This window comes from Candidatus Nitrosocosmicus sp. R, assembly GCF_054408505.1.
Window position 1 is genome coordinate 646,283 of the sequence record NZ_CP167090.1, and the last position, 25,727, is coordinate 672,009.

The 25,727-nt window shown below is 33.7% G+C and carries 29 protein-coding genes and 1 pseudogene; 17 read left to right on the forward strand and 13 right to left on the reverse strand.

What is annotated here, in order from left to right; all coding sequences use genetic code 11:
• Window positions 1-299: 299 nt before the first annotated feature.
• Window positions 300-578 carry a hypothetical protein gene (locus AAGU22_RS03395; protein WP_458720830.1) on the reverse strand — a complete coding sequence of 93 codons (279 nt, stop codon included), beginning with the start codon at window positions 576-578 and terminating at the stop codon, window positions 300-302.
• Between the two features lie 268 nt (window positions 579-846).
• Here AAGU22_RS03395 and AAGU22_RS03400 point away from each other — a divergent pair, with 268 nt between their 5' ends.
• Window positions 847-1,005 carry a hypothetical protein gene (locus AAGU22_RS03400; protein WP_458720831.1) on the forward strand — a complete coding sequence of 53 codons (159 nt, stop codon included), beginning with the start codon at window positions 847-849 and terminating at the stop codon, window positions 1,003-1,005.
• Window positions 1,006-1,777: 772 nt separating this feature from the next.
• On the opposite strand, the gene AAGU22_RS03405 is transcribed toward AAGU22_RS03400, so the two are convergent.
• Entirely contained in the window at window positions 1,778-2,719 is a 942-nt protein-coding gene (locus AAGU22_RS03405; protein ID WP_458720832.1) for a cation diffusion facilitator family transporter, read from the reverse strand.
• Window positions 2,720-3,402: 683 nt separating this feature from the next.
• A complete protein-coding gene (locus tag AAGU22_RS03410) occupies window positions 3,403-3,555 on the reverse strand; it encodes a hypothetical protein (protein WP_458720833.1) in 153 nt (50 codons plus the stop codon).
• A gap of 201 nt (window positions 3,556-3,756) precedes the next feature.
• Here AAGU22_RS03410 and AAGU22_RS03415 point away from each other — a divergent pair, with 201 nt between their 5' ends.
• Window positions 3,757-4,116: a hypothetical protein gene (locus tag AAGU22_RS03415; protein WP_458720834.1), complete on the forward strand. Its 360-nt coding sequence runs from the start codon at window positions 3,757-3,759 to the stop codon at window positions 4,114-4,116.
• A 303-nt stretch (window positions 4,117-4,419) separates the two neighbouring features.
• Here the strand turns inward: AAGU22_RS03415 and AAGU22_RS03420 are convergent, their stop codons facing one another.
• Both AAGU22_RS03420 and AAGU22_RS03425 read right to left on the reverse strand, forming a co-directional pair.
• Window positions 4,420-4,848 (reverse strand): hypothetical protein, encoded by a 429-nt coding sequence (locus AAGU22_RS03420; protein ID WP_458720835.1) that lies wholly within the window; start codon window positions 4,846-4,848, stop codon window positions 4,420-4,422.
• 38 nt (window positions 4,849-4,886) lie between these two features.
• Window positions 4,887-5,033 carry a hypothetical protein gene (locus AAGU22_RS03425; RefSeq protein ID WP_458720836.1) on the reverse strand — a complete coding sequence of 49 codons (147 nt, stop codon included), beginning with the start codon at window positions 5,031-5,033 and terminating at the stop codon, window positions 4,887-4,889.
• A 598-nt stretch (window positions 5,034-5,631) separates the two neighbouring features.
• Here AAGU22_RS03425 and AAGU22_RS03430 point away from each other — a divergent pair.
• On the forward strand, window positions 5,632-5,799 hold the full coding sequence (locus tag AAGU22_RS03430) for a hypothetical protein (RefSeq protein ID WP_458720837.1): 168 nt from the start codon (window positions 5,632-5,634) through the stop codon (window positions 5,797-5,799).
• Window positions 5,800-5,806: 7 nt separating this feature from the next.
• Complete coding sequence (locus AAGU22_RS03435) at window positions 5,807-6,094, forward strand: hypothetical protein (RefSeq protein ID WP_458720838.1); 288 nt, start codon at window positions 5,807-5,809, stop codon at window positions 6,092-6,094.
• A 217-nt stretch (window positions 6,095-6,311) separates the two neighbouring features.
• Here the strand turns inward: AAGU22_RS03435 and AAGU22_RS03440 are convergent, their stop codons facing one another.
• Entirely contained in the window at window positions 6,312-6,842 is a 531-nt protein-coding gene (locus tag AAGU22_RS03440) for a hypothetical protein (RefSeq protein WP_458720839.1), read from the reverse strand.
• A gap of 580 nt (window positions 6,843-7,422) precedes the next feature.
• A complete protein-coding gene (locus tag AAGU22_RS03445) occupies window positions 7,423-7,686 on the reverse strand; it encodes a zf-TFIIB domain-containing protein (protein WP_458720840.1) in 264 nt (87 codons plus the stop codon).
• 108 nt (window positions 7,687-7,794) lie between these two features.
• On the opposite strand from AAGU22_RS03445, the gene AAGU22_RS03450 reads away from it, so the two are divergent.
• Together AAGU22_RS03450 and AAGU22_RS03455 are read left to right on the forward strand one after the other, a co-directional pair.
• On the forward strand, window positions 7,795-8,004 hold the full coding sequence (locus tag AAGU22_RS03450) for a hypothetical protein (protein ID WP_458720841.1): 210 nt from the start codon (window positions 7,795-7,797) through the stop codon (window positions 8,002-8,004).
• Between the two features lie 15 nt (window positions 8,005-8,019).
• Window positions 8,020-8,253, forward strand: coding sequence for a hypothetical protein (locus AAGU22_RS03455; RefSeq protein ID WP_458720842.1), 234 nt, complete (start codon window positions 8,020-8,022; stop codon window positions 8,251-8,253).
• Here AAGU22_RS03455 and AAGU22_RS03460 read toward each other — a convergent pair.
• On the reverse strand, window positions 8,244-8,570 hold the full coding sequence (locus tag AAGU22_RS03460) for a YoaK family protein (protein ID WP_458720843.1): 327 nt from the start codon (window positions 8,568-8,570) through the stop codon (window positions 8,244-8,246). The genes AAGU22_RS03455 and AAGU22_RS03460 overlap by 10 nt on opposite strands.
• A 921-nt stretch (window positions 8,571-9,491) precedes the next feature.
• On the opposite strand from AAGU22_RS03460, the gene AAGU22_RS03465 reads away from it, so the two are divergent.
• Window positions 9,492-10,520: an aldo/keto reductase gene (locus tag AAGU22_RS03465; protein WP_458720844.1), complete on the forward strand. Its 1,029-nt coding sequence runs from the start codon at window positions 9,492-9,494 to the stop codon at window positions 10,518-10,520.
• An 878-nt stretch (window positions 10,521-11,398) separates the two neighbouring features.
• Window positions 11,399-11,587, forward strand: a pseudogene (locus AAGU22_RS03470) (sporulation protein Cse60); the annotation flags it as partial.
• Between the two features lie 242 nt (window positions 11,588-11,829).
• On the opposite strand, the gene AAGU22_RS03475 reads toward AAGU22_RS03470, so the two are convergent.
• Window positions 11,830-12,216: a nuclear transport factor 2 family protein gene (locus AAGU22_RS03475; protein WP_458720845.1), complete on the reverse strand. Its 387-nt coding sequence runs from the start codon at window positions 12,214-12,216 to the stop codon at window positions 11,830-11,832.
• Between the two features lie 297 nt (window positions 12,217-12,513).
• On the opposite strand from AAGU22_RS03475, the gene AAGU22_RS03480 reads away from it, so the two are divergent.
• A complete protein-coding gene (locus tag AAGU22_RS03480; RefSeq protein ID WP_458720846.1) occupies window positions 12,514-12,786 on the forward strand; it encodes a hypothetical protein in 273 nt (90 codons plus the stop codon).
• 1,632 nt (window positions 12,787-14,418) lie between these two features.
• Here the strand turns inward: AAGU22_RS03480 and AAGU22_RS03485 are convergent.
• Window positions 14,419-14,934, reverse strand: coding sequence for an AsnC family transcriptional regulator (locus tag AAGU22_RS03485; protein ID WP_458720847.1), 516 nt, complete (start codon window positions 14,932-14,934; stop codon window positions 14,419-14,421).
• A gap of 113 nt (window positions 14,935-15,047) precedes the next feature.
• The gene (locus tag AAGU22_RS03490; RefSeq protein ID WP_458720848.1) at window positions 15,048-15,278 is read right to left on the reverse strand and encodes a cation transporter; all 231 of its coding nucleotides are present in this window, start codon (window positions 15,276-15,278) and stop codon (window positions 15,048-15,050) included.
• A 157-nt stretch (window positions 15,279-15,435) separates the two neighbouring features.
• On the opposite strand from AAGU22_RS03490, the gene AAGU22_RS03495 reads away from it, so the two are divergent.
• Genes AAGU22_RS03495 through AAGU22_RS03505 form a run of 3 tightly spaced genes read left to right on the forward strand, consistent with a single transcriptional unit; the run spans window position 15,436 to window position 17,675 of the window.
• Window positions 15,436-16,203 (forward strand): YHS domain-containing protein, encoded by a 768-nt coding sequence (locus tag AAGU22_RS03495; protein WP_458720849.1) that lies wholly within the window; start codon window positions 15,436-15,438, stop codon window positions 16,201-16,203.
• A gap of 6 nt (window positions 16,204-16,209) precedes the next feature.
• Entirely contained in the window at window positions 16,210-16,929 is a 720-nt protein-coding gene (locus AAGU22_RS03500; protein WP_458720850.1) for an HAD-IC family P-type ATPase, read from the forward strand.
• Between the two features lie 20 nt (window positions 16,930-16,949).
• Complete coding sequence (locus AAGU22_RS03505; protein ID WP_458720851.1) at window positions 16,950-17,675, forward strand: HAD-IC family P-type ATPase; 726 nt, start codon at window positions 16,950-16,952, stop codon at window positions 17,673-17,675.
• A 439-nt stretch (window positions 17,676-18,114) separates the two neighbouring features.
• On the opposite strand, the gene AAGU22_RS03510 is transcribed toward AAGU22_RS03505, so the two are convergent.
• Window positions 18,115-18,372, reverse strand: a complete 258-nt coding sequence (locus tag AAGU22_RS03510) for a hypothetical protein (RefSeq protein ID WP_458720852.1) — start codon at window positions 18,370-18,372, stop codon at window positions 18,115-18,117.
• Window positions 18,373-19,074: 702 nt separating this feature from the next.
• Here AAGU22_RS03510 and AAGU22_RS03515 point away from each other — a divergent pair.
• Window positions 19,075-19,476 (forward strand): phosphoribosyltransferase, encoded by a 402-nt coding sequence (locus tag AAGU22_RS03515; RefSeq protein ID WP_458721732.1) that lies wholly within the window; start codon window positions 19,075-19,077, stop codon window positions 19,474-19,476.
• Between the two features lie 284 nt (window positions 19,477-19,760).
• On the opposite strand, the gene AAGU22_RS03520 is transcribed toward AAGU22_RS03515, so the two are convergent.
• Entirely contained in the window at window positions 19,761-20,180 is a 420-nt protein-coding gene (locus tag AAGU22_RS03520) for a DDE-type integrase/transposase/recombinase (RefSeq protein ID WP_458720853.1), read from the reverse strand.
• Window positions 20,181-20,365: 185 nt separating this feature from the next.
• Between AAGU22_RS03520 and hsp20 the strand changes: the two genes are divergently transcribed.
• The 4 genes from hsp20 (at window position 20,366) to AAGU22_RS03540 (ending at window position 25,626) form a co-directional block, all read left to right on the forward strand.
• Window positions 20,366-21,025, forward strand: a complete 660-nt coding sequence (hsp20, locus tag AAGU22_RS03525; RefSeq protein ID WP_458720854.1) for an archaeal heat shock protein Hsp20 — start codon at window positions 20,366-20,368, stop codon at window positions 21,023-21,025.
• A 1,144-nt stretch (window positions 21,026-22,169) separates the two neighbouring features.
• The gene (locus tag AAGU22_RS03530) at window positions 22,170-22,358 is read left to right on the forward strand and encodes a hypothetical protein (RefSeq protein WP_458720855.1); all 189 of its coding nucleotides are present in this window, start codon (window positions 22,170-22,172) and stop codon (window positions 22,356-22,358) included.
• 582 nt (window positions 22,359-22,940) lie between these two features.
• Window positions 22,941-23,945, forward strand: coding sequence for an LLM class flavin-dependent oxidoreductase (locus AAGU22_RS03535; RefSeq protein ID WP_458720856.1), 1,005 nt, complete (start codon window positions 22,941-22,943; stop codon window positions 23,943-23,945).
• Window positions 23,946-24,663: 718 nt separating this feature from the next.
• Window positions 24,664-25,626: a hypothetical protein gene (locus AAGU22_RS03540; RefSeq protein ID WP_458720857.1), complete on the forward strand. Its 963-nt coding sequence runs from the start codon at window positions 24,664-24,666 to the stop codon at window positions 25,624-25,626.
• Window positions 25,627-25,727 lie beyond the last annotated feature (101 nt).

Sequence of the window (25,727 nt, forward strand, 5' to 3'; positions counted from 1 at the left end):
TAATCGATCCCCTAAACTTTAAACATCACCGGATAAATTGGGCCTGATTTAGGATACCTATCTTAATCTATTTTGTATTGGGTTGAGTAATGTGAAATTATGACGAAGAACCAAATTTTTCTGTTAATGCGATTAAGGTTTACCCAATACTTATCAGAAAAATTAATGGGATTCTAGAAAATCTTGATCAGTATCGAATCAGGCGATATCAAAAAAAATTTGTCTGTTAATTTTATATTGATAATGTATATTAAATTTTAATAAAATATCTATAAACAAGATAACAATAAAAAAAAGGATTAGTTATTTATTTGTCCTAAAGCATTGTTGCCTTTATTGAATTGGTCTTGGAAGTTAAAGTTGTTACCAGATAAGAATGAACTTCCACCAGAAACTACTTGACTATTCTGTTTTGATTTTTGAGATTGTTCGATTATTTGTTTTGCTTTGTTACTTTTTTTTGCTAATGCGTCTTCTGAAATTGCCAATGGGGCTAAGATCAAAGCTAGTGTAAGAACAACTGATGTTGATACTAGTAATGTTTTACTTGTGTTCATACCTGTAAATTCTATTATCATAATGCAATATATATTAGGTATTTTAGAATTTTATATGAACATGTTTCAGTTGGTTTGAACAGAAAAATCTTCTAGTATCCTTACTCATATGAATGACTTCCTTACCATTGTTAGTACCTAATCCTGATAATTGAATGAAAGTTGCAATATTTACTACTATTTATATTGTCTTAGGAAAAATAAAATTACTAATAGCTTCAAGTTAGCTTTCACAATATTTTGCTAAAAAATGATTAGTTATATAAACAATATTGAACATCTACAATTAATGACAGACAATATCATTGATGATGCAGCCAAGAAAATAAAAAATTCAGAACAAGACGCTGAAGCAAAGGCAGAAACAGCCCAAGATCATGCAGAAGGAAAGCCTAGTTCAGAGACCTTGAACAAGGCTAAAGTAAAGATAAAAGATGCATTAGATTAAAAAATTATTTAGACACTTTAACAATATTTTTTTTTACTATATATCTAAATATCATCTCATCAATAGTTTACATATCACATATTCTGAACCTTGATTTTCCATAGAATCTCTGATAGTATTGATTGCTCTATTATCCTTTGTTACCATTGATAATGCGGATTCATAATTAAGGTGTTTGGTATCGTATCCGAATAAACCTCTTTTTCATTCATTGTTTTGGTTCCTCTTGTGTTCAGCGTGAATAAAGAAAGGGTTTGCGAAATTACCATTTGAAAAGTCGTTTTGGAAGTCGATAACATATTCTTTTATTTGATTTTATGTGTCGGAAGCGTGCTATTTATAAGTATTAGTGTGGTTTCGCTTTATTTCCTGCAAGTACAAATTTATGATTATTTTACTCTTGATAAAGCATAGTGCGAAATTACCTCATTGAAACATTGTTTCTATTTGTATATATCGATGGATTGATCCGCGAGTATTATGTTACCTTTGCTATTAACCATTGAATCTACGGTAAAAAGAGGTAAACCAGCAAATTCCAAAAGTGAAAAACTGCTGTGCTTGCTAAAATATCAAAACTACATATTTCAATTCATACATTAATTTATGACATAGAGACATTAAATTGAGATCAAAAAAATTTTGGTGTATTCGTAGAGTATTTCAGTTTGACCTCGTACCATGGATTTTTAAATGACAATTTTCTTTTATCTGTATAGTTGAGGAAATTAATGTTCAGAATATTTCTGCTTTCTCTGCGCCTTGACTATAGTTACTTTGCTCGTTCGAGTTCCACATATATTTTTGAAGATGTGGTATAAGGAATAGCTTGCTTAACTTTACACTCAATGTTATCAATTATAGATTCGATAGCATCTGTACTCAAATCATCACTTAAGCTTACTTCTATTGCTATAAGGACATCTTCTGGTGCAAAGTGCATTGTACGAATTGAAATTATTTTATCTACTTCAGGTATTTTAGAAACTGCATTAAAGATAGCCTGGTAATCTCTTCTCGACATGGCTTCTCCTATAAGCAAATCTTTGTTTTCTCTAGCCAAAAAGAATGCAAATGTCATTAACGTTATACCAATCAAGAGAGAACCAATGGCATCATACGCCATATTTCCAGTTATATCTGAAAGATAGACGGCTGTCCCTGCAATAATTATACCTAAAATAGCTGCCGAATCTTCAACTATAACAGTCAAGACAGACGTATCCTTGCTTTCTTTAAATTCCATCATTGTAGTCGAAATAGTTAATCTTTCGCCTCTATCTTCAATTCCCTTCTTGAATATTCCAAATGCTATTCGGAGAGCATTTGCCTCAAAAACAAATGATATCGCCAAAATTATATAAGTTATGGATACATTTTCTAGCGCATGCGTCTCAACTCCAAATAACGAACTAAATCCTTGTTCTAACGATAGTACTCCAGAAATACCAAAGATGAGTGTGGCTACAATAAAAGACCAAAAAAACTGTTCTTTTCCATGTCCGAATGGATGTTTTTCAGAAACTTGTTTTTTACTTGTTTTAATCCCAACTAAAAGTAATACTTGATTAAATGTATCGGAAAATGAATGATATGTCTCAGCCCACATCGAGGAGCTACCCGTTAGAATCGCGGCCACAAGTTTGGATATTGCAATTCCTAAGTTTCCAAATAAGGCTGCATAAATTGCTCTTTTTGAACCTCCCCCTGCCATTGATGATTGTATTATAACCCTCCATTTAAGATTAGATATAACTGCAAAATATTTATTTGACGTTAACTGGATTTTCCAACCGCTTTTTATTTTTCATTTTATTCGAAATAATGGAGGTGAGAACCTCACAAGGTTTATCAAAAAGACCATCCATACAACATGGAGAAAAACCCGAATTATCCACAGGTCTGCAAATATTGCCATCTGACCACACACTTACCTTCCGATATCCCTTTATTGATGGTAGATAACTTGATAATTATTTCTTTATTTCTGCCACTGTGTTTTTTTTAAGATTTCAATCCCAACCCTAATAGTGAATGTCAAATTAAGCAGATTGGATTTAATTTATTCTGGTGGATCCAATCCGCACGGGTAAAATCCAACCCTACTGCCACCCATCCTGAGCCAATTTATATCATAATTTTAAAAAAATTCGACCAATAATGAGAAGGATCATTCAATCTATAGCGGCGTCACTATATAATCAGGATTCCACTAACAAAGACAATTAAAACGCTAAAGAATTATAATGATAATCGTAGCGGCAATGATAATATCGATAATAAAAAAGTACCGCATAAACCGCATATTCCTGTTATTTCATTTCAGGGCTATAAACATAATCCATCTTCGAATTAAATTGGGTCAAGGATTCAATCCCAAATGAAGTTCAGAGTTAGTTAACCTACTTCTAAATCAAAAAGGATTTTTGTTAATACATGAACTTCTTGCCAATCTTCTGTAGATATACTGCTGATTTCAACCAAATCCTCGTTGTGTACGACTCTACATCTGATTTTCATTGTTTTATAAGTAATAAGATTGGAATTCATTTCTTCTAGAATCTAATACCTAGATACAAAATGCCAACTAATTTTCTTAATCTTGTCTCAGTCAAAACGAGATCATAGCATAATTGAGTAAGACACCTTATTGGCTCGAGGAAAATTGCCAAACAAGTGGTGTTATAAAACTTGTTAAATAATATGATAAATGATAATCTATCATGATGTTTGTGTTTTTAAACCTGGAAAATGACAGTTGAAAAGCGTGAGCATAAGATTGGTACCCACTCATATGGAAAGGGAAAATATGCATCGTCGACCGAAAATCGTCGGTTAGTATGGGAATACGTAATCTGGCCGCTAATATTGGATGTTAACAGAAACTATTTTACTTTACAAGAATATCATATAAAGCGAGATTGCGTTTGTGAAAACAAAGAAATTTTGCCTTCCAAGGTTGCAGGAGGATTTGTGTCACTTTTGGTTAAAGGCATTTTGGTGCGCGAAAAGAACATTTATTCAATCCATTATAAATTAATCCCGTATATGAGAAAAAGAGTCCACCTAGATTATGAAACGGTTCTAAAGGAAATAAGATCAAAAAAATAAGTAAATCGTCTAAATAGGAAGTGACGAATATAATCACTCCAATTATATGCTTTTTTATAATATTTCCACCTTAAAATGCTTGGCTAGTTGGTGTAATGCTTAGTCATAGTAAATTAACGACGAAGGTATACGTTGAGTGCTGATTGTTAATTGAAGATCATGACGGCAATATTCTCACAGACCTTACTATAATAGTCAGAAAACACTGGAATTACAAATGCATTTGGACAGAGTTAGAAGATACGTCAACACAACAGATTGCAACCATAGCAATTTACAAGAGAACCGCCCGAAGAAGAAATATTATTGATTTATTGTTTCTGGTGGCTCAACAACCACATTGCCTTGCACATTAACTAAATATATAGGATCACCATGGAGATCAAATTTCGACGTTTTAGATACCTTAGCTACCATTGGCTGTACTTTTATTTTTGCTCCATCATCGACAACATATTCATTCCAATCTTGAGTTATTATCGTATAACGAACATCATGTGTTATTGATTGTTGCAATTCGGATGGAGAATAGGCTTTGGAATCTGGTTGATCTCTCTCATTTGATAAAACCACAATTATATTTTGAACATCAATATTGTAAGTAGAATTTTTTTTCCGAATTTTAGTGGCTATTACTTTAATCTTTAGAATCGTGCTATCTGATAAATCATATCGGCACCAGTCTTCCCTTGAAACCGTAAAGTCTAATGGAGGCCTTAAGAAACTATCCATTCAATTTTATGGTTCTTTGGTTATTATTAAATTCAGTGTTAGATCAGATAATTTGTGTGCTGTTGGATATTTCCATCAAACCCAAGTCGTTCAGCTTCTCTTTTCGCTTTGTTAAATAAAAGACGGGATCCACCTTTCAGAGTATATTTGTCACGGTCTGTAATTGTACTTTCTTGGTTTATCACTTAGAAATGCTGTCTAAGCATTGTCCTTGTTACATATTGTTCAGGAAAGATGTATTGTGATATGGAATTGGATATAAAAGTACAGACCTCAAAAGGTTTCTGCAAATAGAACAAAGATTTCAGAATCCATGTTATACGAGACGTTCTTAAAAATCTACTCCTGGTTAATCTGGTTATGATTTGCAATCAAATTGAGGCTCACAGGAGGAAGGTTCTCGTAATTTTGAAAAAAATAACCAAAGAGGGGAACATGCTCATCCAGTGAGGTTTCTATCAGGTTTGGGTAACATTCGTAGAATACATTAGGATTCAACATATACTGTAACATGGTAACCTCAATAATGAAGGTTCTTAAATCTTGATCACCATATCCATTCCTCTTTGGAAAGAAGTCTAAGCGAGAGAACGATGCAATACATCAAGGACAGAATTTGGATTTGATAAGTATTTTCCTATCAGAAAAAAGAATTGTAAGCGGAAGCATATCAAATAATACCTCAATTCATTTGCAAGTAAGCATAACAGCAAAATAACGACAACTTTACAGGCTCAGAATTTCCTTAAGCCTTTTATATATGCAATTTAAAGTAGACATGTCATGTCTCCAAACCCATCATTTTATGTGATGATTGTATTTTTGATAGCCATCATAACAAGTCCAACAATAAATTCAGTATTAGCCTCTTCATCGACCAACAAGAGTACTTCTTCTAGTTATCCTAAATCCAATATTTCTCTCTATTCTATCTACACCACCAAGAGATAATAATAATTTGACTTCAACATTTGCAATAACTGACCAGATAAAAGCCCTCATAGATGATCGTTTAGATGAAAATAAAACTAATTCTGGAATCGTTATCGGGCTCATGGACCCCAATGGAACTCAGTTTTATGCTCACTGTAAAATGTCCAATTCAAGTAGCGCTACCGTAGACGAAAATACCGTATTTTCCATTGGTTCTAGTTGTCTTTCTTTGCTAGTCAGATTTATTTCCCAATCTAGAACCCAAACTATCGATTCTCCAATGAAATCTGGACAAAAGAAACTTCTGAACTAAGGGGACTCATTACAGGAGAGAAATCTTGAAAATTTGACTCCTCTATGTTGTTAAACCAAACCGATAAGTTATTTGACATTCAGATCGGCAGGATGGTTAGTCTGTGTGAGTCTATTGTGAATGTAGGAAAAATGGATATGTAGTTTGAAAAGTTAGTTAATTAGATCAAAAGAAAATCATTACTGTCTAGCGTATAGAAGGTAGCCTAGAAGATTTTTCAGTAATTTTTAGGTAGGGAAATGGCGTAGTCACCATCAATTTCTTGCTTAATTATTAATCCTTGTTGTTCAAGTAAGTCAATCATTTGAACTAGAGGTATTACACCTAGTCTGTGACGATACCGTTTTTTAAGACTACTTATAGTTACAATATCTGGTTTGAGCGTCAAATCAGATAGCAAGTTTAGAAATGATTGCGAATACTTCTCCAAATCATTTCTTGATAAAATCCCAAAGGTTTCTGGGGATACCAAATAGTGCTCTGAAACTCTATATATCCCTTCATAGATGATGTTTAATTCGTCTTTTTCATCCCAACCAACCAATTTCTCATGAACAAGAATAGGTAGGATATTATCCTTAAACGCTATCTCTGTTATAGGAAAATTAGTATCTTCGCCTTCAATTGCCATCCAAACTCTCTCAAATTTGACTTTTTTTCGGACATCGCCATTGACCGTTTCAGCTAATCTTTTTAGAAAATTAAAAACATGGAATTGTTCGGCATAATCTAGTTCTGAAACCTTCATTATTGAGTTTTTGAATTTTATTGCATTTAAAGATAAGTTAACATGTTACTTGATCTTCTCAAAATGAATTATTATTTCAAATATATGCTATATTTAGAATTTATTTGGATATCCTCATGATTTCTACATAACAGATGTTTATTTTGGTAACTGTACTAGTATATTTCAAGGGATAAGGTAATTCTGGGATTCTAAAATATTGAAATGAAGAGAAGAATCAGTATTCTTGATATGAAATTGAATCATTTTCTTTCATATATGTTTCCCTTTTTTGTGTCCTCAAAACACAACATTGCAAGACTGAGTTGTTGAACGCCACAAGAATATGGATTCCTCAGAGAGAGAACTGCTACTGATGACTGTCCTAAAACACTGCTAACTAGATTATAGCTTTGAAGCGATTATGATTTGGTCAAGAAAACTATGACGTAGGTATGAGGGAGGTGGTATTTTTTATACACTCATATATATGGTATCTATGTCTTTAAGAAATCAATCCTCGTTTTTTACTGATAGTTCATATGATTACTGGTTAATAGAAAAATCAGGTACCTATAGACAATCTTTCCACATGGGTTTTTCATTCAAAGTCAAATAAATCATCTACTTGTCCATTACCAACAAATTCGTTCTTATAATAATAATAGTCTGTGTTACCATTTTTGTTCAAATCTTGATTATTGGAATTCAATGGTATGTTTGATTCAAGCACCTTTGATTCTTTAGTAGCATTCTTTTTTAAATTCTTTATTACAGAGGCATCAAGCCATATGCCTTTGCATCTTGGACACTCCTCTGCATATAAAAAAGACCTGAATGTTGATTTGATTTTAGAAATACACATTGGACAAATCAGGGTATTATCACCTTGGACTACTTGTATACTGAAATGAGTTCACTCTTTTTTTTGCCATGCTTAATACATTCTGACTAATTAGTCAATTATTTTATTATGAAAAATGTTAAGACCATTTGGGCCTTTGCGACAACCACAATTAGGCATATACCAATCATAGGTATGATAACTGCCATCAATGACAAATTAGCTACACTCAATCCTCCAACTATTGCTGATAAAATATTAATAATAATTACTCCGATTAAGAGCAGGAGTCCCGATTTCCTTTCGTCATTGTCCGTTAAAGTCTTTGCAGTCTGTTGATGGGTTAAACTAATTATGAGGTTAGTTCAAGTGCCTGTAATATATGTGGTCGAAATGTGGGGTACCCCTAACGCACGAACTGCTGAACTCTGTATGCCCATAGATATTGTCGCTAACATGATGAAAAGGTATAAGGCAAACCCACCAATACTTTTACCCACAATAAACCCTCCAAGTGTGAATAGGGCTAGGAATATCACCTCTACCAATAAAGCCCTAGTAACTGTTGCCGGCCAAATTTACCTTTGAAGTCCTAGATTAGGTTCCACAAGTCTGTTACCCAGGACTATTCCACCTATGAAACCAGTTATTGCAACAAGAGGCACTATGACATTAAGAATATTTCCAGTACTAATCGCAAGTCCAAGAAGAACAGTATTACCTGTTAAAACAGATGCAAAAACATCGAGTCCTATAAAGCTTATAGCATCCATGAACCCCGACATAGATGCAAGAGCAACTAACAGTATGTTTCGCAAATACAAAATCTGAGATGTGGCATCATTGACATCTGCTGGCAATTTGGCTGAATCCTTTGCAGGTGTCTTATCTGAAGGGTTATTCATGATCGTCTTCTATCATTTTATGTACTAAGAAATAAAAGAATTAATAACGCTAGACTGTTCCATTTCATAAAATAGATACCAAAGGATAATTTTGGCTTATCCTTTATATCAGTTAATATCCAAAACATAAAGCTCTCACCAAACCCGCGGGACTGTCCTTAGGATTTCTACCGAGTATACTATATACTGTCTATCTTTCATTTGTAGGATAAATTCTTACAAATAATTATTTTAGTTCATTCTAATTATTTAAACAAGAATGATCACAAGTTAGATAGTGGGTTATGCTGGTATCAAGGATTTACAAAAGTAATGAGAAGATTCACTTTACTCATGAACTAGGTTCATGTTTTGACCAGTTAGACGTATTGATATAGGTCATGCATTCTTTCAATCGTATTTATTTGACTACTCTAGTCAGTCAGTCTGACCTTCCAATGTGAATAATCTGATTAGAAATCAAAACGGATTAGAAATTTTTGGAGCGGATCAACACTGGAATAAAATATGTATCCGTCTGACTTCATGTTATTATTAGATAAATTTATGTTATTTTTATAAATCTTATAACAAATAATTATTTTATTCGTATTGTCATAATTTAGTGATATGTTTATTTACTTTTTTGAATAAATATGAATAACCTAGAGAATAGTAATAAGGCTACATTCATGTCATAAAGAATGTTATAGTAAGGACTATGGCAACGAAAGGTACGTCGCAAACTACTTTCTATCGTTGACGCAATAGATTCCTTACTAAAACTTCTGGAAAACATGAGGTTAGATCAAACAGGATGATGACGTGGTCAAAAGTTTACTGATATCTTTTTACTATTTTCTAGGAATGTATGTAGAATCACCATATATCGGATTTTTGTACTTTATATTTGTAATATCAAATGTAAAGTAAATATAGAAAATGAATAACGATACAAGTGAAAAAGACCAGCACTATCCACTAGCTCCTGATTTGACAATACATAGGATAATCAATGGCATGTGGCAAGTCGCAGGAGGTCATGGATATATCGATCATGAAATGGCAATCGAGGAGATGATGAAATATCACGAAGCTGGATTCACAAGTTGGGATCTTGCCGATATTTATGGCCCAGCGGAGGATTTTATTGGACAGTTCCGAACTAGATTATCTAGTATAAAAGGAGAAGAAGAACTCGATAGAATCCAAGCATTAACAAAATGGGTACCGCATCCAGGAAGAATCGAATATTCTATCGTCAAAGAAAATATTCAAAAATCACTTTCCAGAATGGGTGTAGACTCTCTTGACTTACTTCAGTTCCACTGGTGGGATTATAATAATCCGTATTACATGGATGCTCTCAGATATTTGTCAGACCTCAGAGATGAAGGCATAATCAAAAATGTAGGACTTACAAATTTTGATACCGACCGTATACAACTCATGATAGATTCTGGTTTGCAGATTGTATCAAACCAAATTCAATATTCTATCATAGATCGAAGACCAGAGGTAAAAATGGTACCTTTTTGCATGGAGCATAATATCAAACTTCTTGCCTATGGAAGCCTGTGTGGAGGGCTATTGTCAGAACGATATCTAGGACAAATGCAAGAACCGTCTACTACAGATCTAGATACATTAAGCCTGAGAAAATATAAGAAGATGATAGATATTTGGGGGGGATGGTGTTTATTTCAGGAACTTTTATTCACATTGAACGAGGTAGCACAAAAGCACAATGTGAGTATTGCTAATGTAGCAACTCGATATATCCTGCAGAAACCTGCAGTCGCAGGCGCCATAATTGGTGTTAGACTTGGAATATCCGATCATAGAAATAGTAATGCCCAGGCATTCAACTTCAGTTTAGGCAAGTCAGACTATGATACAATAGATGTTGTATGCACAAAGTCAAATAACTTATTTGACATGGTGGGAGACTGTGGTGATGAGTATCGATAATCATCTTAAGGTGATCTATTCTTCTTAAACGTCTTGGAACCTTGTACCTCTTTGAAATTAGGATACTGGTAACACTCATTCAATGTTAATATCAGAATACTAATAATGATGCAGGTGTGGGGAAGAGGTTTTTTATTGATTTTCCACCCTTCTTATCTAAAATAGTTATTAGCATGAATCTCGAAAACTTACACTAACTAAACCCGATTGCAATATTATGAGTCAACATACAGTAGATAGTAATTTCCGGAAATAACGAATTAGATGAAATTAAGACAACAAAAAAGTACTAGTCCTAATAGTTGTATACATCATATCTAATACATGTTGTGGAATTGAGGGTCACGATCTGAAATTCGTACCGCACTTAACTAGAATCATATCTTTTGGATTTATTATTATCTATTATTTGTGTAACCAATCTAAATATCATCCAGATTTCCTCAGACTATACATGCTATGAGGTACTCAATATTTTAACCATATGCATATAGTAACGGCCTAGATGTATGATATCAACTAAAGTACTCTTAAATCATGAATCGATCTATAAAATCATGTCTGCGTTCATATTAATAAAAAAAATTGAAGCATATTTTTTATCATCCTTTTTCCCAAACGACTATCCTCAAAACAAATCATATCTATTTTGAATTTGTTGGTTGTCAATAAGATACTGATTCATCAGATTAAATGTTATCATCACCTGATGTTTATCTTAAATGATTGCTGTCGTATCATATAATTTTGACATTTCAATATGACAGGGGTTGTTGATATTTGGCCGATGAGTTAATAGTATTGAATCGAAGATTATATATCAGTAAACGATCATATATTTATTTTAAGGCGAATAGAATACGACAAGAGTAAAATTTTATAATAACCAACAATTATCCGATATTGAAAAAGATATTAATGAATTTTTGAAGAAAGAAGAGGTTAAACAGTTAATTGATATTAAATTTACCGCCCTTAGCAAAAACGGTATTGATGAATATACCGCAGTAATTGTTTATCAAGAGAATATGAACCCTGGTAAAGAGGATCCTCAAATGTACGAATAGTATTGTTTTATCTTATACACTATCAATTTAATTGGCATTTATTACCACATGATTTTCCCAATGTTAAAACAAAATTGGTTTCAAAGTATCGATTAATTACTAAACAAAACCTCTGTAAGATTATTTTTTTTCAAATAATCTTCAGGGCTTGGAAACAAGATATCAGACAATTCTACTTTCTTATGGAGTTTCAAAAACAATCGGACAAATTCATAGTTAATGCATAATATTCACAGAAATGTTTACTCCTCGTACATGTGATAAACCTTAGCGATGATGTACCAGGTCCCATCAAGTTTTATGAGGGTGTGAAAGTCCGTATAATTTGCCCCAAGCGCGTCATTCTCCATATCGACGTGCAGTACTGCCGTTGTAGGCGTAATAGCTAATACATCTATTCGTGTCTTGATGTTGGGCGCAGGGCCATTCTTCTCAACAAAATCGTAGAGGTTCTTGATTGGCCCATGGAGTAACTTGCCATCGAGATATCCGTACATTATAGCATCCTTATGAAAGGCCTGGGAAAGGACAGTGACGTTGCCCATGCGTAATCCTTCTACATATAAAGCTACAGTAACAACAGCATCTTCATAGTCCTGAGTAGGCACATTTTTTATATTCTTTGACATGGGATTTCTTTTTCATTGGAAATGAAGTATTTCATGTAAATAAACCTACCATATAAGATAAAAATTAAGAGATTGAGAAAATCTTAGGTTAATTGATCAGGTCACGCTTGGTAGCTCGATGAGAATTACCAAATGGAGGAAGTCTAAGAATTTGTTAAATATTATTAAATAGGAAGATCTACTATATTATTCATATTCCTAAATCAAAAAAATGACGATAGCAAAACGTCGGGCAAAGACAATGTCCAATCCAATAGGAAAGGGAAATATGCAACTTCCACCGAAAATCGGAGGTTAGTGTGGGAATACATCGTATGGCCACTAATTCTAAAGATTAACAGAAATTATTTCACTTCAAGTGAATACCATATAATCAGAGACAAAGTTTCGATAGAAAAAAATATTCCTACTTCAAAGGTGTCCGGGGGACTGGTATCACTATTGCTCAAAGGAATTCTCACTCAAGACAAGAAATATTATTCAATTCATTACAAATTAATTCCCTATATGAGAATAAGATCACAGCTAAATTATGGAACTGTTTTAAGAGAAATTTGTTCTAAAAAATGACTAAATGGGGATATACTAATGATTCTCCTATCTTTGCAAATGATTTTTACTCCTTCTCCTTTCTGCTTGTTCACTAGTCAATTATTGTTATGACCATGTTGTAATCTTTTCGTATTAAGAAAAGGCTAGGCTTGACCCTAATATATTAAAAATATATCGCAAAGTTGGTTTATTTATCCTCATATGACAAAAGTAAACTATGAGTAAAATTATACTGTGTCACATCCAATCTCTTCCAAGTCTCATTAATACGATACCCGATGAAAACGATATAGTGAAACTAAAATTCGTTTATGCGGGTATATAGTTCACTTAGTGACTTTTTTTGACAATAATCTATAGGAAAAATCTTTTTATAGATTTATGGTGATAATGACATGATTGAATATGGTCATGGTGGGTAGTTATATTCAAAAATATATACCTAGAAGGACTGACTTAACTTTATCAAACAATAAAGACAAAAATAGACAACAATTACCTTCGTGCTATATACCTAATTGTCATTCCTATCCCTTATCGCGGTGCACCATATGTTCAAGTTATTGCTGCTATGCACATGTTTATGGTCATGATCATTCAATAGAGAATTTTGAAATACTGAAATAATTTCACTTCAATATTGTTTTAAAAATACATTACTTATCGATGGAAAAAATAGAGAAAGAATATCAAAAGATCTATAATAAACAATCAAGGTATTAGAGTTCGTCTTGCTTGGAACTGGGGCAATTTTAGAATCTAACACGACATGCAAGATTGCATCTATTCCTCTAGTTCTTGGAATCATCGATTCAATCTCTTGATTGTAAATGCTACCTGTAGTTTTATTTTGGGAATGTTTTCTATTTTATGAGTCAGCGGGATATTAAACCCGAGATCCTCTTTCATAGTAGATATTAGATTTTGTGCTTCTCCACCACCATATCATCTCTGCTTTTGGAATTTATAGTCATGATAGAAAGTAACCAAATTCTAAATATGATGATTAATATTATAGGCAACGTTGGATTTTCCTTTTTGACCCTGGATCATAGAAGAATAATATTGGTTTTAGTTGTCACAATAGTGCTCTTCTATATATGACCTTGAATGAAGTGACTAACTTATACACTCATACAAAAATGCTAAAATAAATGGAAAGACTTGAAAAACTATCATCGAATTATTGATGAATGAAAAGGTTCTAAACGCTATAGTTTGGTTGGGTGTGGATGGATTTGGTAGCAGATGAAAATAGGCAGTGCTTTTGGAAGGATTAGTGATAAATTAAACCATGATGATCGAACCAATAGATAACAAAAAAGATTAGACCTTTGTTACTAACATTCAAAACGTTGATAGGCGACAATGATCTCATCACTATTCATAGAATGCAAGTTGTCTGACCATCTTTTTCCAGTGTATCTACATTTGTAAAGGTCTGAAGTTAAATATCTTGGTATGCCATGAGATAAGTGTAAATGGCCAAAGACCCCGTTTGTAATATGAAGGTGGATGAAAAGACTGCAGAGCACATATCAGAAATTAGCGGAAACAAGATATATCTCTGTTCTTCTGTATGAAAACAACAATTCGATCGATATCGATCAAAATATGGATATTGAGACAAATCGCGAATAAATAAAAAAATCACTCGGCAATTTCGGATTTACCCTCATATTTTCTTTTAATTGATTCTATTCTGCCTTGATATTTTTCAGTATATCCTGATTTGCATGATATACAACAGAAGAATCGCTCAATATCTGCAAATGTCAATATTTTAGGTTTACCATAGACAGGTCCATCACAAAAATCACAAATAATGTTTATTGCTAGGCCACTTGTAATTCTTTTCTGAATTTCATCTATTTCATTTTTTAGAATCTTATTCTGAGGATTTTTATCGGTGTTCTCTTTTCTTTTGGCATTTTCATCAAGGTACTGCAATTGAATGAAATTCTTTTCTTTTGATTCTATCTTCTCAAAGTCAAAAACCGGTAGGATCCCCTTGATAAATCCTACGTTAACCAACCTTTCATAACGTGCCTTTACTGTAGGAGTTGTTATTCCTGTTTCCCTTGATATTTGTCTAAATGACTTTCTGCCATTCTGTAGTAGTGATTCTAGAATGGATACATCGATTTCATCGAGGCTGAGTGGCATTTAACGATGTCAATTTACCCATCTTCTCATATTATTCTTTACATTTGTAAAGAGTAGGAGTATGTCTCTACTCTTGCCTGATAAGTTCAGCCAAAATAAGAAATTAAATCTAGTCAATATTGTGCGGCTCTAACGAATTTGTATCCAGATTCTTCTAATCTTGCTTGAATGTCGTGTTTAGTTATTGTTAAGGGATCAAACTCGACAATCACTGTATTTGTTATATTGTTTATGTCTATTTTCTTGATTCCCTTTTTATCTTTTAATTGTTTTTCAATGATGGGTATGCATGTAGTACAATACATTCCGACAACTCTAAAGTAGGCTTTTTCAGAGGATGTCAATAATTCTATTTTTGTGTTTATTTAATTAATTGAGCTGCTAAAAAGGTAAGTATTCTAGTGTCAGAGAATCAGCGATTCAAGAAGATTTTACCGACATAAACTAATTTTACATTTGTAAAGCCTTGTTGTTATATATCTATTTATTATTATTTATTGTATGGCAAAGGATCCAATATGCGGAATGTTCGTTGAAGAAAATAAAAACTCCATTCATTATACTAAAGAAGGAATAACCTATTATTTTTGTTCTTCTCAATGTTTAAATGAATTCCTTGAACCCGAGAAGGCCCTAAAAAAACTAAAAATACATGTTATAATTAGCATAGCACTGACAATACCAATCGTGTTGCTTAGCTTGCCACATATGATTCTACAACTGGGACATCTTTATCCAATCGAAATGATGGGATATATCAATTATGTACTTTTAGCTTTGGCTACTCCAATACAATTTTGGATTGGATGGCGTTTTTACCAAGGATTCTGGGATGGTATCAAAGCAAAAGCATCAAATATGGATACATTGATTGCTATTGGAACAACAGCTGCATATGTATACAGCGCCATAGTTACCATCATTCCTGGATACTTTCCATTTACAGCGGTATATTTCGAAACAGCTGCAATCATAATTACTCTTATCTTGATAGGAAGACTTCTTGAAACTAAGACAAAAGAAAAAGCATCAAGTGCAGTGAGAAAGTTATTAGATCTAAAACCCACGAATGCACATGTATTAAGACCTGAAATAAGAGAAAAAAATTATGCAAACAAAGATACTAATAATAAAAGTAATAATGCTTTGGATGGTTCTAGACTCGAGCTAGTTTCAAAAGAGTTTAGAGAACTTGAAATTCCAGTGGAAGAAATCATACAAGGCGACTTAATGATCATACGCCCCGGTGAAAGAGTTCCTACTGATTGAATGATAATGGATGGTTCGTCTTCGATAGACGAGTCTGCGATAACAGGCGAAAGCGTACCTGTTGACAAGGTAAAAGGCGACGAAGTAATTGGAGCAACTATTAACAAGAACGGCCTCTTAAAAGTAAAAGCAACTAAGATTGGTCAGGATACAGTATTATCACAAATAATAACCCTTGTAGAAGAGGCCAAAACAGGCAAAGCCAAAGTAGAAAGAATGGTAGACCAGGTAGCAAAGTATTTTGTTCCAGCCATTGTAATAATAGCAATTGGAGTGTTCCTCGGTTGGTATTTTATAGGTAATGCAGGATTAACTTATTCCATATTGGCATTTGTCTCTGTCATGATAATAGCATGTCCTTGTGCTTTAGGATTGGCTACACCAGCCGCATTAATGATGGGTGCGGCAAAAGGCGCTGAAAATGGTATCTTATATAAAGGCGGCGAGTATATAGAAATGGCAAGTAAAGTCAATTTGGTAGTATTTGATAAGACGGGAACATTAACAGAAGGAAAACCGTCTGTTACTGACATCATTACACTTGATGAAATAGATGATAACGATCTTTTAAGACTAGCAGCTATAGGAGAATCAGGTTCAGAGCATCCCTTGGCTAAGGCTATAATCGCAAAAGCAAACGAAAAAGGAATTTCTACAGTTTCGCCTGATTCATTTGAAGCGGTAGTAGGTTATGGCCTAGAGCCAGATACTCTAACTATGATATAACGATAGGAAATAGAAAAATAATGTTAGACAATAATATTTCAATTTCTGAAAACATCGAAACAAAACTTTTGGAATTAGAAAAAGATGGTAAAACTGCAGTATTAGTCTCAATAGACAATCATTTATCGGGATTAATCGCAATATCTGATACCATAAAGAAAGACGCCAAAGAAGCGATATTTGACTTAAAAAACCTGGGAATTAAATCGGTAATGCTTACTGGAGATAATGAAAGAACAGCAAAGGCTGTCGCTTCCCGAATTGGGATTGAAAGAGTAATAGCCCAAGTTTTACCAAGTCAAAAAGAAGAGATTATAGGCAATATTCAGAGAAAAGAAAACAGAGTTGTAGCAATGGTAGGTGACGGAATTAATGATGCTCCAGCATTAGCCAGAGCAGATTTGGGAATTGCAATAGGATCTGGAACAGATGTTGCCAAAGAAACTGGTGGCGTAATTTTAATAAACAACAATATTAGAGACGTTGTAACCGCTTTAGAATTAGGAAAGAAAACTGTTTCAAAAATAAAACAAAACCTTTTCTGGGCTTTTGCTTATAATACTGGATTGATACCTATTGCAGCTGGTGCATTGGTTCCTATTTTGGGACTATCTGTATTTGGGTGGCTTCCAATTCTTGCTGGGGTTGCAATGGCCATGAGCTCTGTCACCGTTGTTACTAATTCTCTATTTTTGGGAAGATATAAACCAAGAACAAAAAATAGATTGAAAACAAAATTCGTTTAGACATCATCTTGTTCTATTCTACTCTATTTTGATGTTCTAAAACGACTATCCTTGGATTACCTATATCTACTGATTATGCTGTTACAACACACTATCAGTTACTGCTCTTACAGAACTCTTAATTGCCTCAGAGATTCTGAAAAATGTTAGAAGTTTTGTAATAAAACCCTCATTCTTGGATAGAACAAACATTTTGCTGAATAATTATCGATATTCGATTGTTCAATTATACTGTAGGTATCTTCTCAGATCTCTTAATTTGAAGTCATTGTTGCCAATCGTTGTATTATCAAAATCCTTAAACTGGCTGATACTCACTTTCACTTTTAGTTCAGATCTTGGTAAAAGTAATAATCTCTGTGAGCCAAATACAACCATTATATGTTGAAATTTGAAATCTAATTAGTGATAAAGAAATAAGTGAACAATAAAAAAAAGGTTAGTTGTTTGATTGTCCTAATGCATTACTTCCGGTGTTAGCTTGGAATTGGAAGTTTAAGTTGTTGCCTGAAAGTATGGAGTCTCCACCAGAAACTACTTGACTATTCTGTTTTGATTTTTGAGATTGACTAATTATTTGTTTCGCTTTGTTACTCTTTTTTGCTAATGCGTCTTCTGAAATTGCCAATGGGGCTAAGATCAAAGCTAGTGCAAGAACAACTGATGTTGATACTAGTAATGTTTTACTTGTATTCATACTTGTAAACTATATCATTACAATTCAACTTATATTGGATATTTTAGATATTTCTATTAATCTTTAGAGGAAAAATTAAACAGAAAAAATTTCTAAACCTATAATCCGAATAACCCAAAGGTCCAGTAAAGGTGTGATGGAAAATCAAGGATCAAGTTTATGGAAAAAGATTTAACATGGTATATAATATTTGAATGTCACTTTTGATACTTAATCATTTACCTGTTTCTTGTCAAATTCTACTTGTTTACTTTTTTTCCAAATATCTGCAATCATCTCGGATGATTTTACCAATTATCATATTTACATAAACTAATTAAAATTACATATACTAATTCTGAATTAAATCCCTCAGCTAGGCTGTTCAACTAAGATACGTAAACCCTAGACTAACGAATCTGTATTATAATCGATTTAGTCAAAGATAGTATCGGAATTTTGAGTCCGTTGGATTAATACTAGTGTATACACATAAAAAGCACTTTACCCGACATACCGATTTGAATATAGTCATCTGTAAATCCTACATATCTAGGGCACTTGTAATAGAGTTATAGATACGATCATCTGATTGTTAATATTATTGTTGTTGGCTTTGTTAGGAGTATAATAGTAATTTGAAGTACAAAAAAAGAAGAGATAAATGAAAAAAGCTCCCCTAAAGAGTATTTTAGTTGGGAGGAGATAGAATTACTAACACATATTGTTGCAGCTAAAATACAGAATTTAAACAAAAAGTATGATATAATATTAGGAATAACAAATGGTGGAATCATTCCTGCCAGATTAATGGCCCTAGAACTTGATATAAATCATATAGAGTTAATACCTATTAGAAATAAAAAACTGCATATTGAAGAAATGCCTCAATTAATGACCAATAAAAAGTATCTTGTAGTGGATGAAATATATGATACTGGTGAAACATTTTCTAAAGTCAAATGTGCAATGCAAGATTTTGATTGTGATTATGCGTTTCTTATGAGGAGATTCAACGACCCGAATGGCAATAAACCTGGCAATGAAACAGCATTTATCGGAAAAATATTAAATCATTACAAATGGATCGTTTTTCCATGGGAACAAAAAAACATTATCATATGATAGAAAAATGTTTAGGAATTTCTAATTTGTCAAATTGGATTGCACTAGTGATCAACCTGTCCATAAAACTATAAGAACTATGCTTCTCCAAGGAACCAAGATACCTGATCAAAAAGTATGATTAAAGACAGTAGCAATAAATAGGCTCTGTTCACTTAACGGTTTCTCTCCTTGTTGTGATAATCTACAAATAGATTCAACCAATTGATTATGTGATTTAGATTACAATTTTTCATTTTGCATGGAAAGTAGTCATCGAAACCTTCAGTCCTATCCTTGATGTATTACATCGTCTTTTCTATGATACTTTTCTCAAAAGAAGAATGAATGTGGTGATCAAGGTTCAAGAACCTACATGCTTGAGGATACCACGTACCTCTGTCTGTAGATACTGGATGCTTTCCGTGATTCCTTACTAAACCGGAAATGAATCTCTCTGCTATGAGCATGTTTCTTTCCTTAGATATGTTTAGTGCTAGAATTTGTCTGTTTCTTGGTTCTATGGCTACCCAAAGCCAGATATATTGAGAACCAACCTTGATCAGTGTTTCATCTATAATGTATTCTGCGATCCTTTTTCTCTTTGATGATATCTTTTTGGGATGATACTTTTGAATCCAGTTCCAAATAGAAACATGATTTCGTTTGAAAGTATAAGATAATCTTTCAGCTGCTCTTCTAAGCGATAGACCTGAAAAATACAAATACAGCCCATAGTATACTTTGAAGGTGTTTTGTTTCTGGTAATCAAAAAGAAGATAAAGTATCTTAAAGCTATAAAATTTCTTTAAGTGAACAGAGCCAATAAATACGATATTCAGCTAAAATATTACCAAATCAGAAAGAAATGATCAAATATAATAAACTATGTTAATTATAAGGGGAGTATATGAGTAGTAGAGATTTTAACCCATTTGACTGGTATAAGAATTTCTTTGGAAGGCATCCAAACAAGAATAGAGGAGGGGGATTCTTCGATGATTACTTTGCCGGATTTGAAGAGATGCAAGAGGAGATGGAGAGAATATTTAAACAATTTAATAATATACAATCCAATGCGCCCAAGGAATTGGTAAGAGAATATCAAGCGCCGGATGGTACCAAAGTGAGAGAAGTCGGACCAATAGTTTATGGATATTCGATGACAATTGGACCTGATGGCAAACCACATATAAGCCAATTTGGAAACGTTAAGAATTTGGCTGGAGGATCAAACAAGCAAGAACTAAATCTCGCTGGTATGGGCTCAGGACCAGCATTAACAGCTGAAAGAGAACCTCTAGCGGATCTAAATACTACTGAAAAGGAAATTAAAGTTATAGTAGAAATGCCCGGAATAAAAAAAGAAGATATTAAAATAAATGCAACTGAAGGCTTGGTGGAAATTATGACTACTGGTTCTCCAAGAAAATATCACAAAAGTATAGAAATACCAACAGAAGCAGATATCGATTCAGCTAGATCTAACTATACTAATGGTATTTTAGAAGTCGTTTTCAATAAAAAAGAAAATGTGAAACCAAAAGGTAAGGAAGTAAAGGTAGAATAATGTTGCACAATTGCCATTAATTTTTTGTTCATGCGGTACATGAGTCTTTCAAAATAATAAACTAAAATGGCAGAAGGAGAGCACTTGAAGAAGCTTCAAACCGATGTTGAAGATCTTCTTAAACGTATAAAGCAAGAACATTAAAAAGAGTTATCCTCAAAAATTGTCTCAGTAGCAAGCCTAGATGAATGGTCAACTATTATGGAATAATTCAGGTGATTCTTTAGTTTTATTTAACATAATGTAATGTCTATGCTGCTGCATATTCCTAATGATAGATTCAAAGCTTCCATAACGCCTTTGAAATTAAATCAGTCTATTATAGTTGTATAACATCATGTTCAAAAGATTTGAAAGTAAATAAGAGTAAATAAATTAATGACTTTGTGTGATTGATAATTGATAACCATACAAACAGTAAAGTCATTCAAGAGAATGGTCCGATTTCTTAACCTCATACTACAAAACACACCAGATCAATAATTGTCATTGCAATTCTCTTTAGGTCAAAGATTGATACTTCCTTTCCTAAACCTTTCTTTACAACTTGATGTTTAGTTTAGTTTACATATGATTCTATTGTACCCATTATTCTTTTATATTAATAATGATCATATGTATTGACTATTCTACAATTCGTAGTACAGTAACTGTTACCCTATATGAGTAACGAATGCCCGTTAATAAAAAGCTAGATAGCACGGGTTGAGGCTATTGAGTAAATAGTTACTACAGTTAGATATTCTAACTTGATGGTTGTAATTTACATAATTACATTTTCCCACATATGAATAGAATGGCGTTTTGACAGGTAATAAGTCGGAATTCTAGGTCACACGCTTCAACATGGCTCCTCCTTCATAGCTAGTAATAGTGAGTATTTTTTCTCAGCTTTCCTCTGAGACTGAAGAGAGTTGTAATTAGTGAATTGATAAGCATCGGCCTTATAAGCATCGGCGCCAGAAAAATATCGATAACATAGAGACAAGTCTATTCATCAATTTAGTATTTTGTAGAAACCGAACTATTGGTAATTTAATTTAACCTCCAAAATCAATTGAGGTATATGTGATAGAAGTAAAATCAATAGCTAGAGTTGAACCATGTTCCATTCAAAGAATAAAAGCCGGAGGTCCTAGCACGGTTGGATGAAGACAATAGTGGACATACAAATCAATGGACTCAACCATTTGTACAATCAAATACATCACCTGTTGTCCTTTGTGACCCCTGTACAGTTAAGCCTACTTTTACACTATCTAATTTTTCACCTTTAAACATCCTACAATGCAAAATAGAAATGGCAATTAATACTAATTTGATTTTGAGATAAAATATTATTCCTAGGTACAACACTGCTTTCACAAATAACAACTTGATTAGGTTGATTTCCAATTCTTACTTCATCTAGTGTCGCAAATTACTATTGCATCCATAAAGCAAGGTAGTATAAGTAAAACAAGATAAAATATTTGATGATTCGAGTTCACAATTAGTGGGTGATGATCTACGAGTCTCTCACCTCATAATCTACAATACTCTTAATGAGCAGCGTCTACCCCCTAGAGTCTACAAAAAAAACCGAATATGAACAATTAGAATCTTTATCTATGTTCTGAGATTTTAGGAATACCCACATGATTCTCACCATACTATAGATCTTGATGTTTTTTATCGCAGTGAACTTGCACACGGATAGGGCCTTCATCTACTAAACAACACGCAAATTTAGCAGAAAAGTCCGATTAGGGGTTTGTCTAGTCCGTAAAGTCCATAATTTCAGTTGCACTAATAGCCAAAAAGCTTTGAAAGCCAAGCCAGAGTGAATCAGGAGGGACTATGCACGTGAATTTGCAATACTCAATTTTAAAGATGAAATGAAAGATAAAAGCATCGGACTGTCATAGTTAAGTCATTGCATCATCTTGGAAAAAAAATTAATTTATCCATCTCAGTTCTTGATTTGGTAATGGTAAATGCTGGCAGTACTCCGAACCAGTCAATGCAAAATAGTTTGGATTTAGCTCGACATGTGGAACGATGGGGGTATAATCGATATTGGCTGGCAGAACATCATAACATACCTGGTATAGCAAGTGCAGCTACCTCAGTGCTCATAGGGTTTATTGCAGGAGGTACTTCTACCATTCGAGTTGGCTCAGGTGGGATAATGCTTCCAAATCACAGTCCTCTTGTCATAGCCGAGCAATTTGGAACCCTGGAGAGTTTGTATCCTGGTAGGATTGATCTAGGTATAGGTCGAGCCCCAGGAACTGATAGGCTTACTTCTATGGCCTTGAGGCGTGGTATTCTGAATGAATCAGAAGAAGATTTTCCCAACAGTGTAGAGGAATTAATGAACTATCTGGAACCCCAAACCATCACGAAGGAAGTAAGGGCTACCCCAGGAGAGGGATTGAATATACCTATCTGGCTTTTGGGTTCTAGTATATTCAGTGCTCAACTAGCCGCGGCGCGGGGATTACCATTTGCATTTGCAAGCCATTTTGCTCCTGCCTACTTGGAATCTGCTGTAAATATATACAAAGAACGATTTCAGCCATCTAAAACTCTACAAGAGCCTTATGTCATGGCTGCAGTAAATGTATTTGCAGCTGATACTGACGAGGAGGCAAGTCGTTTATTCACATCTGTACAACTAATGGCATTGGGAATGATTAGAAAAAACCATGGACTACTACAACCCCCAATAGACAACATCGATGAGATATGGGACCAACTTGAAAAATATGCAGTGGGTGAACGGCTCAAATACTCATTTGTTGGAAATCCTTCTAAGGTTAAGAAGGGTTTAGAATCCTTTTTGAACAGAACTCAGGTAGATGAAATCATGGGTGTTTCTCATATTTACGACCATACTGCAAGACTTCACTCTTTTGAGATTTTATCTTCACTCTGACAATAACAAAATATAGCAGATCACTATCCCTGAGCTATTACAAAAATAGTTAACCTGCTCCCTTTCTAAATTTGTCACATATGTCTTGATATTTCGATGATTATTTGATTCTATAAAATTGCCATTATTTGTTTTGTAATACAAGGCAATTCAAATCGTATGGCCCTAGTAATATTACCTTATTCTATGTTGCAGTAGGGCCACGACGCCAATAAAACCAGCAACATAATAACCAAAAGTCTGATGGTTCAACTCAATGACTTGAATTTTGGCATTAAATAGAATGATGTTCAAAATATTCAAAAGGGCTGTTGGTTGTATAAAGCTGGCGTTCAAATTTCGATTTAATAATGATGTCTGCAAATACTATGTTGTATTTACACTCAACGATAGAGAGTGCTAAGTGAATCTCCTAACTTTTGACCCATTGAAGGCGCAGAACAACTCATTAATAATACAAATTCAGAAACGGTTGATAGTTCCATCTTTGAACAAACGGATATTTCCTTGCTAAAGAATGGATCATACAATGTTAATCGACATTCAAGTTATTTATTACCGTTGCCACTAATTACAAGACAAGATATACAAGATAGGAGAACTCACCATTCTTTATTGTTGAAGAAATAAAAGAAGTAGTGATTACAGAGCTATTGTGACCAGAAAATTCCGCCAGTTGTAGACAATCTTTTAATAATTACTAATTAATCACCAATACATGGATAAAATTTCTAATTTTGACAAACAATATAGAAAACCTGCTTCTCTGATGATTGTTTTTGTAATATGGTCATCGATTTTTTCTATGATTGTTTCAATTAATACTGGAGATTTAGCTATTAGTTTATTCCCAACAGTTTTTGCTCAAAAGAATCAGACAGGAGTCGGAGATGTTCAAAAAGAGTCTTTGGTAAGAGATGAATCGTTGCAAAAACAGGACACAATAAACGATGATAATAAACTTCAACCCGGTATAGTTACCAATCCTGGACCCCAGAACTGTGGAATAAATCCAAATGCACCGCCATGCTGTACACCTGGAGAGGATAAAGGATGTATCGGCGAAGTACCCCAGAACTGTGGAATAAATCCAAATGCACCGCCATGCTGTACACCTGGAGAGGATAAAGGATGTATCGGCGAAGTACCCCAGAACTGTGGAATAAATCCAAATGCACCGCCATGCTGTACACCTGGAGAGGATAAAGGATGTATCGGCGAAGTACCCCAGAACTGTGGAATAAATCCAAATGCACCGCCATGCTGTACACCTGGAGAGGATAAAGGATGTATCGGTAATGATGATAATGTAAGTATTTTGCAATTAGGAACAAATCCACAAAATCTAAAACCAGGAGACGAATTTAAAGTGCTGGCAACGGTAATAAATAACTTGAATGTCCCAATAAAATATACTGGAGCCCAATGTGGGGGTTCACCTTTAGATATTCAATTTGATAACAATGTAAATATTAACTATGCCATAGCATGTCAGGCAATATCTACAGAAACACTAGATACTCATGAAACAACAACAGTACAAGGGAAAGGATATGAAATATTAACAGCAGAAAACCCTGGTAAGGTGAATGCACAAGTCACATTCAATTATGGAGTAGAAGGCGACGATGCTAATCAGAAACAAGTAGCAGAATCGTTTTCATTTGATATAATAAATTAACAGATAACATCCATCGCAATTCACCTTTCCTCAAAATCTTTATCAAACAACTTTTTTATCTGTCAATATGTTACCTTTTGTCATATAATTATAAAGTTCAT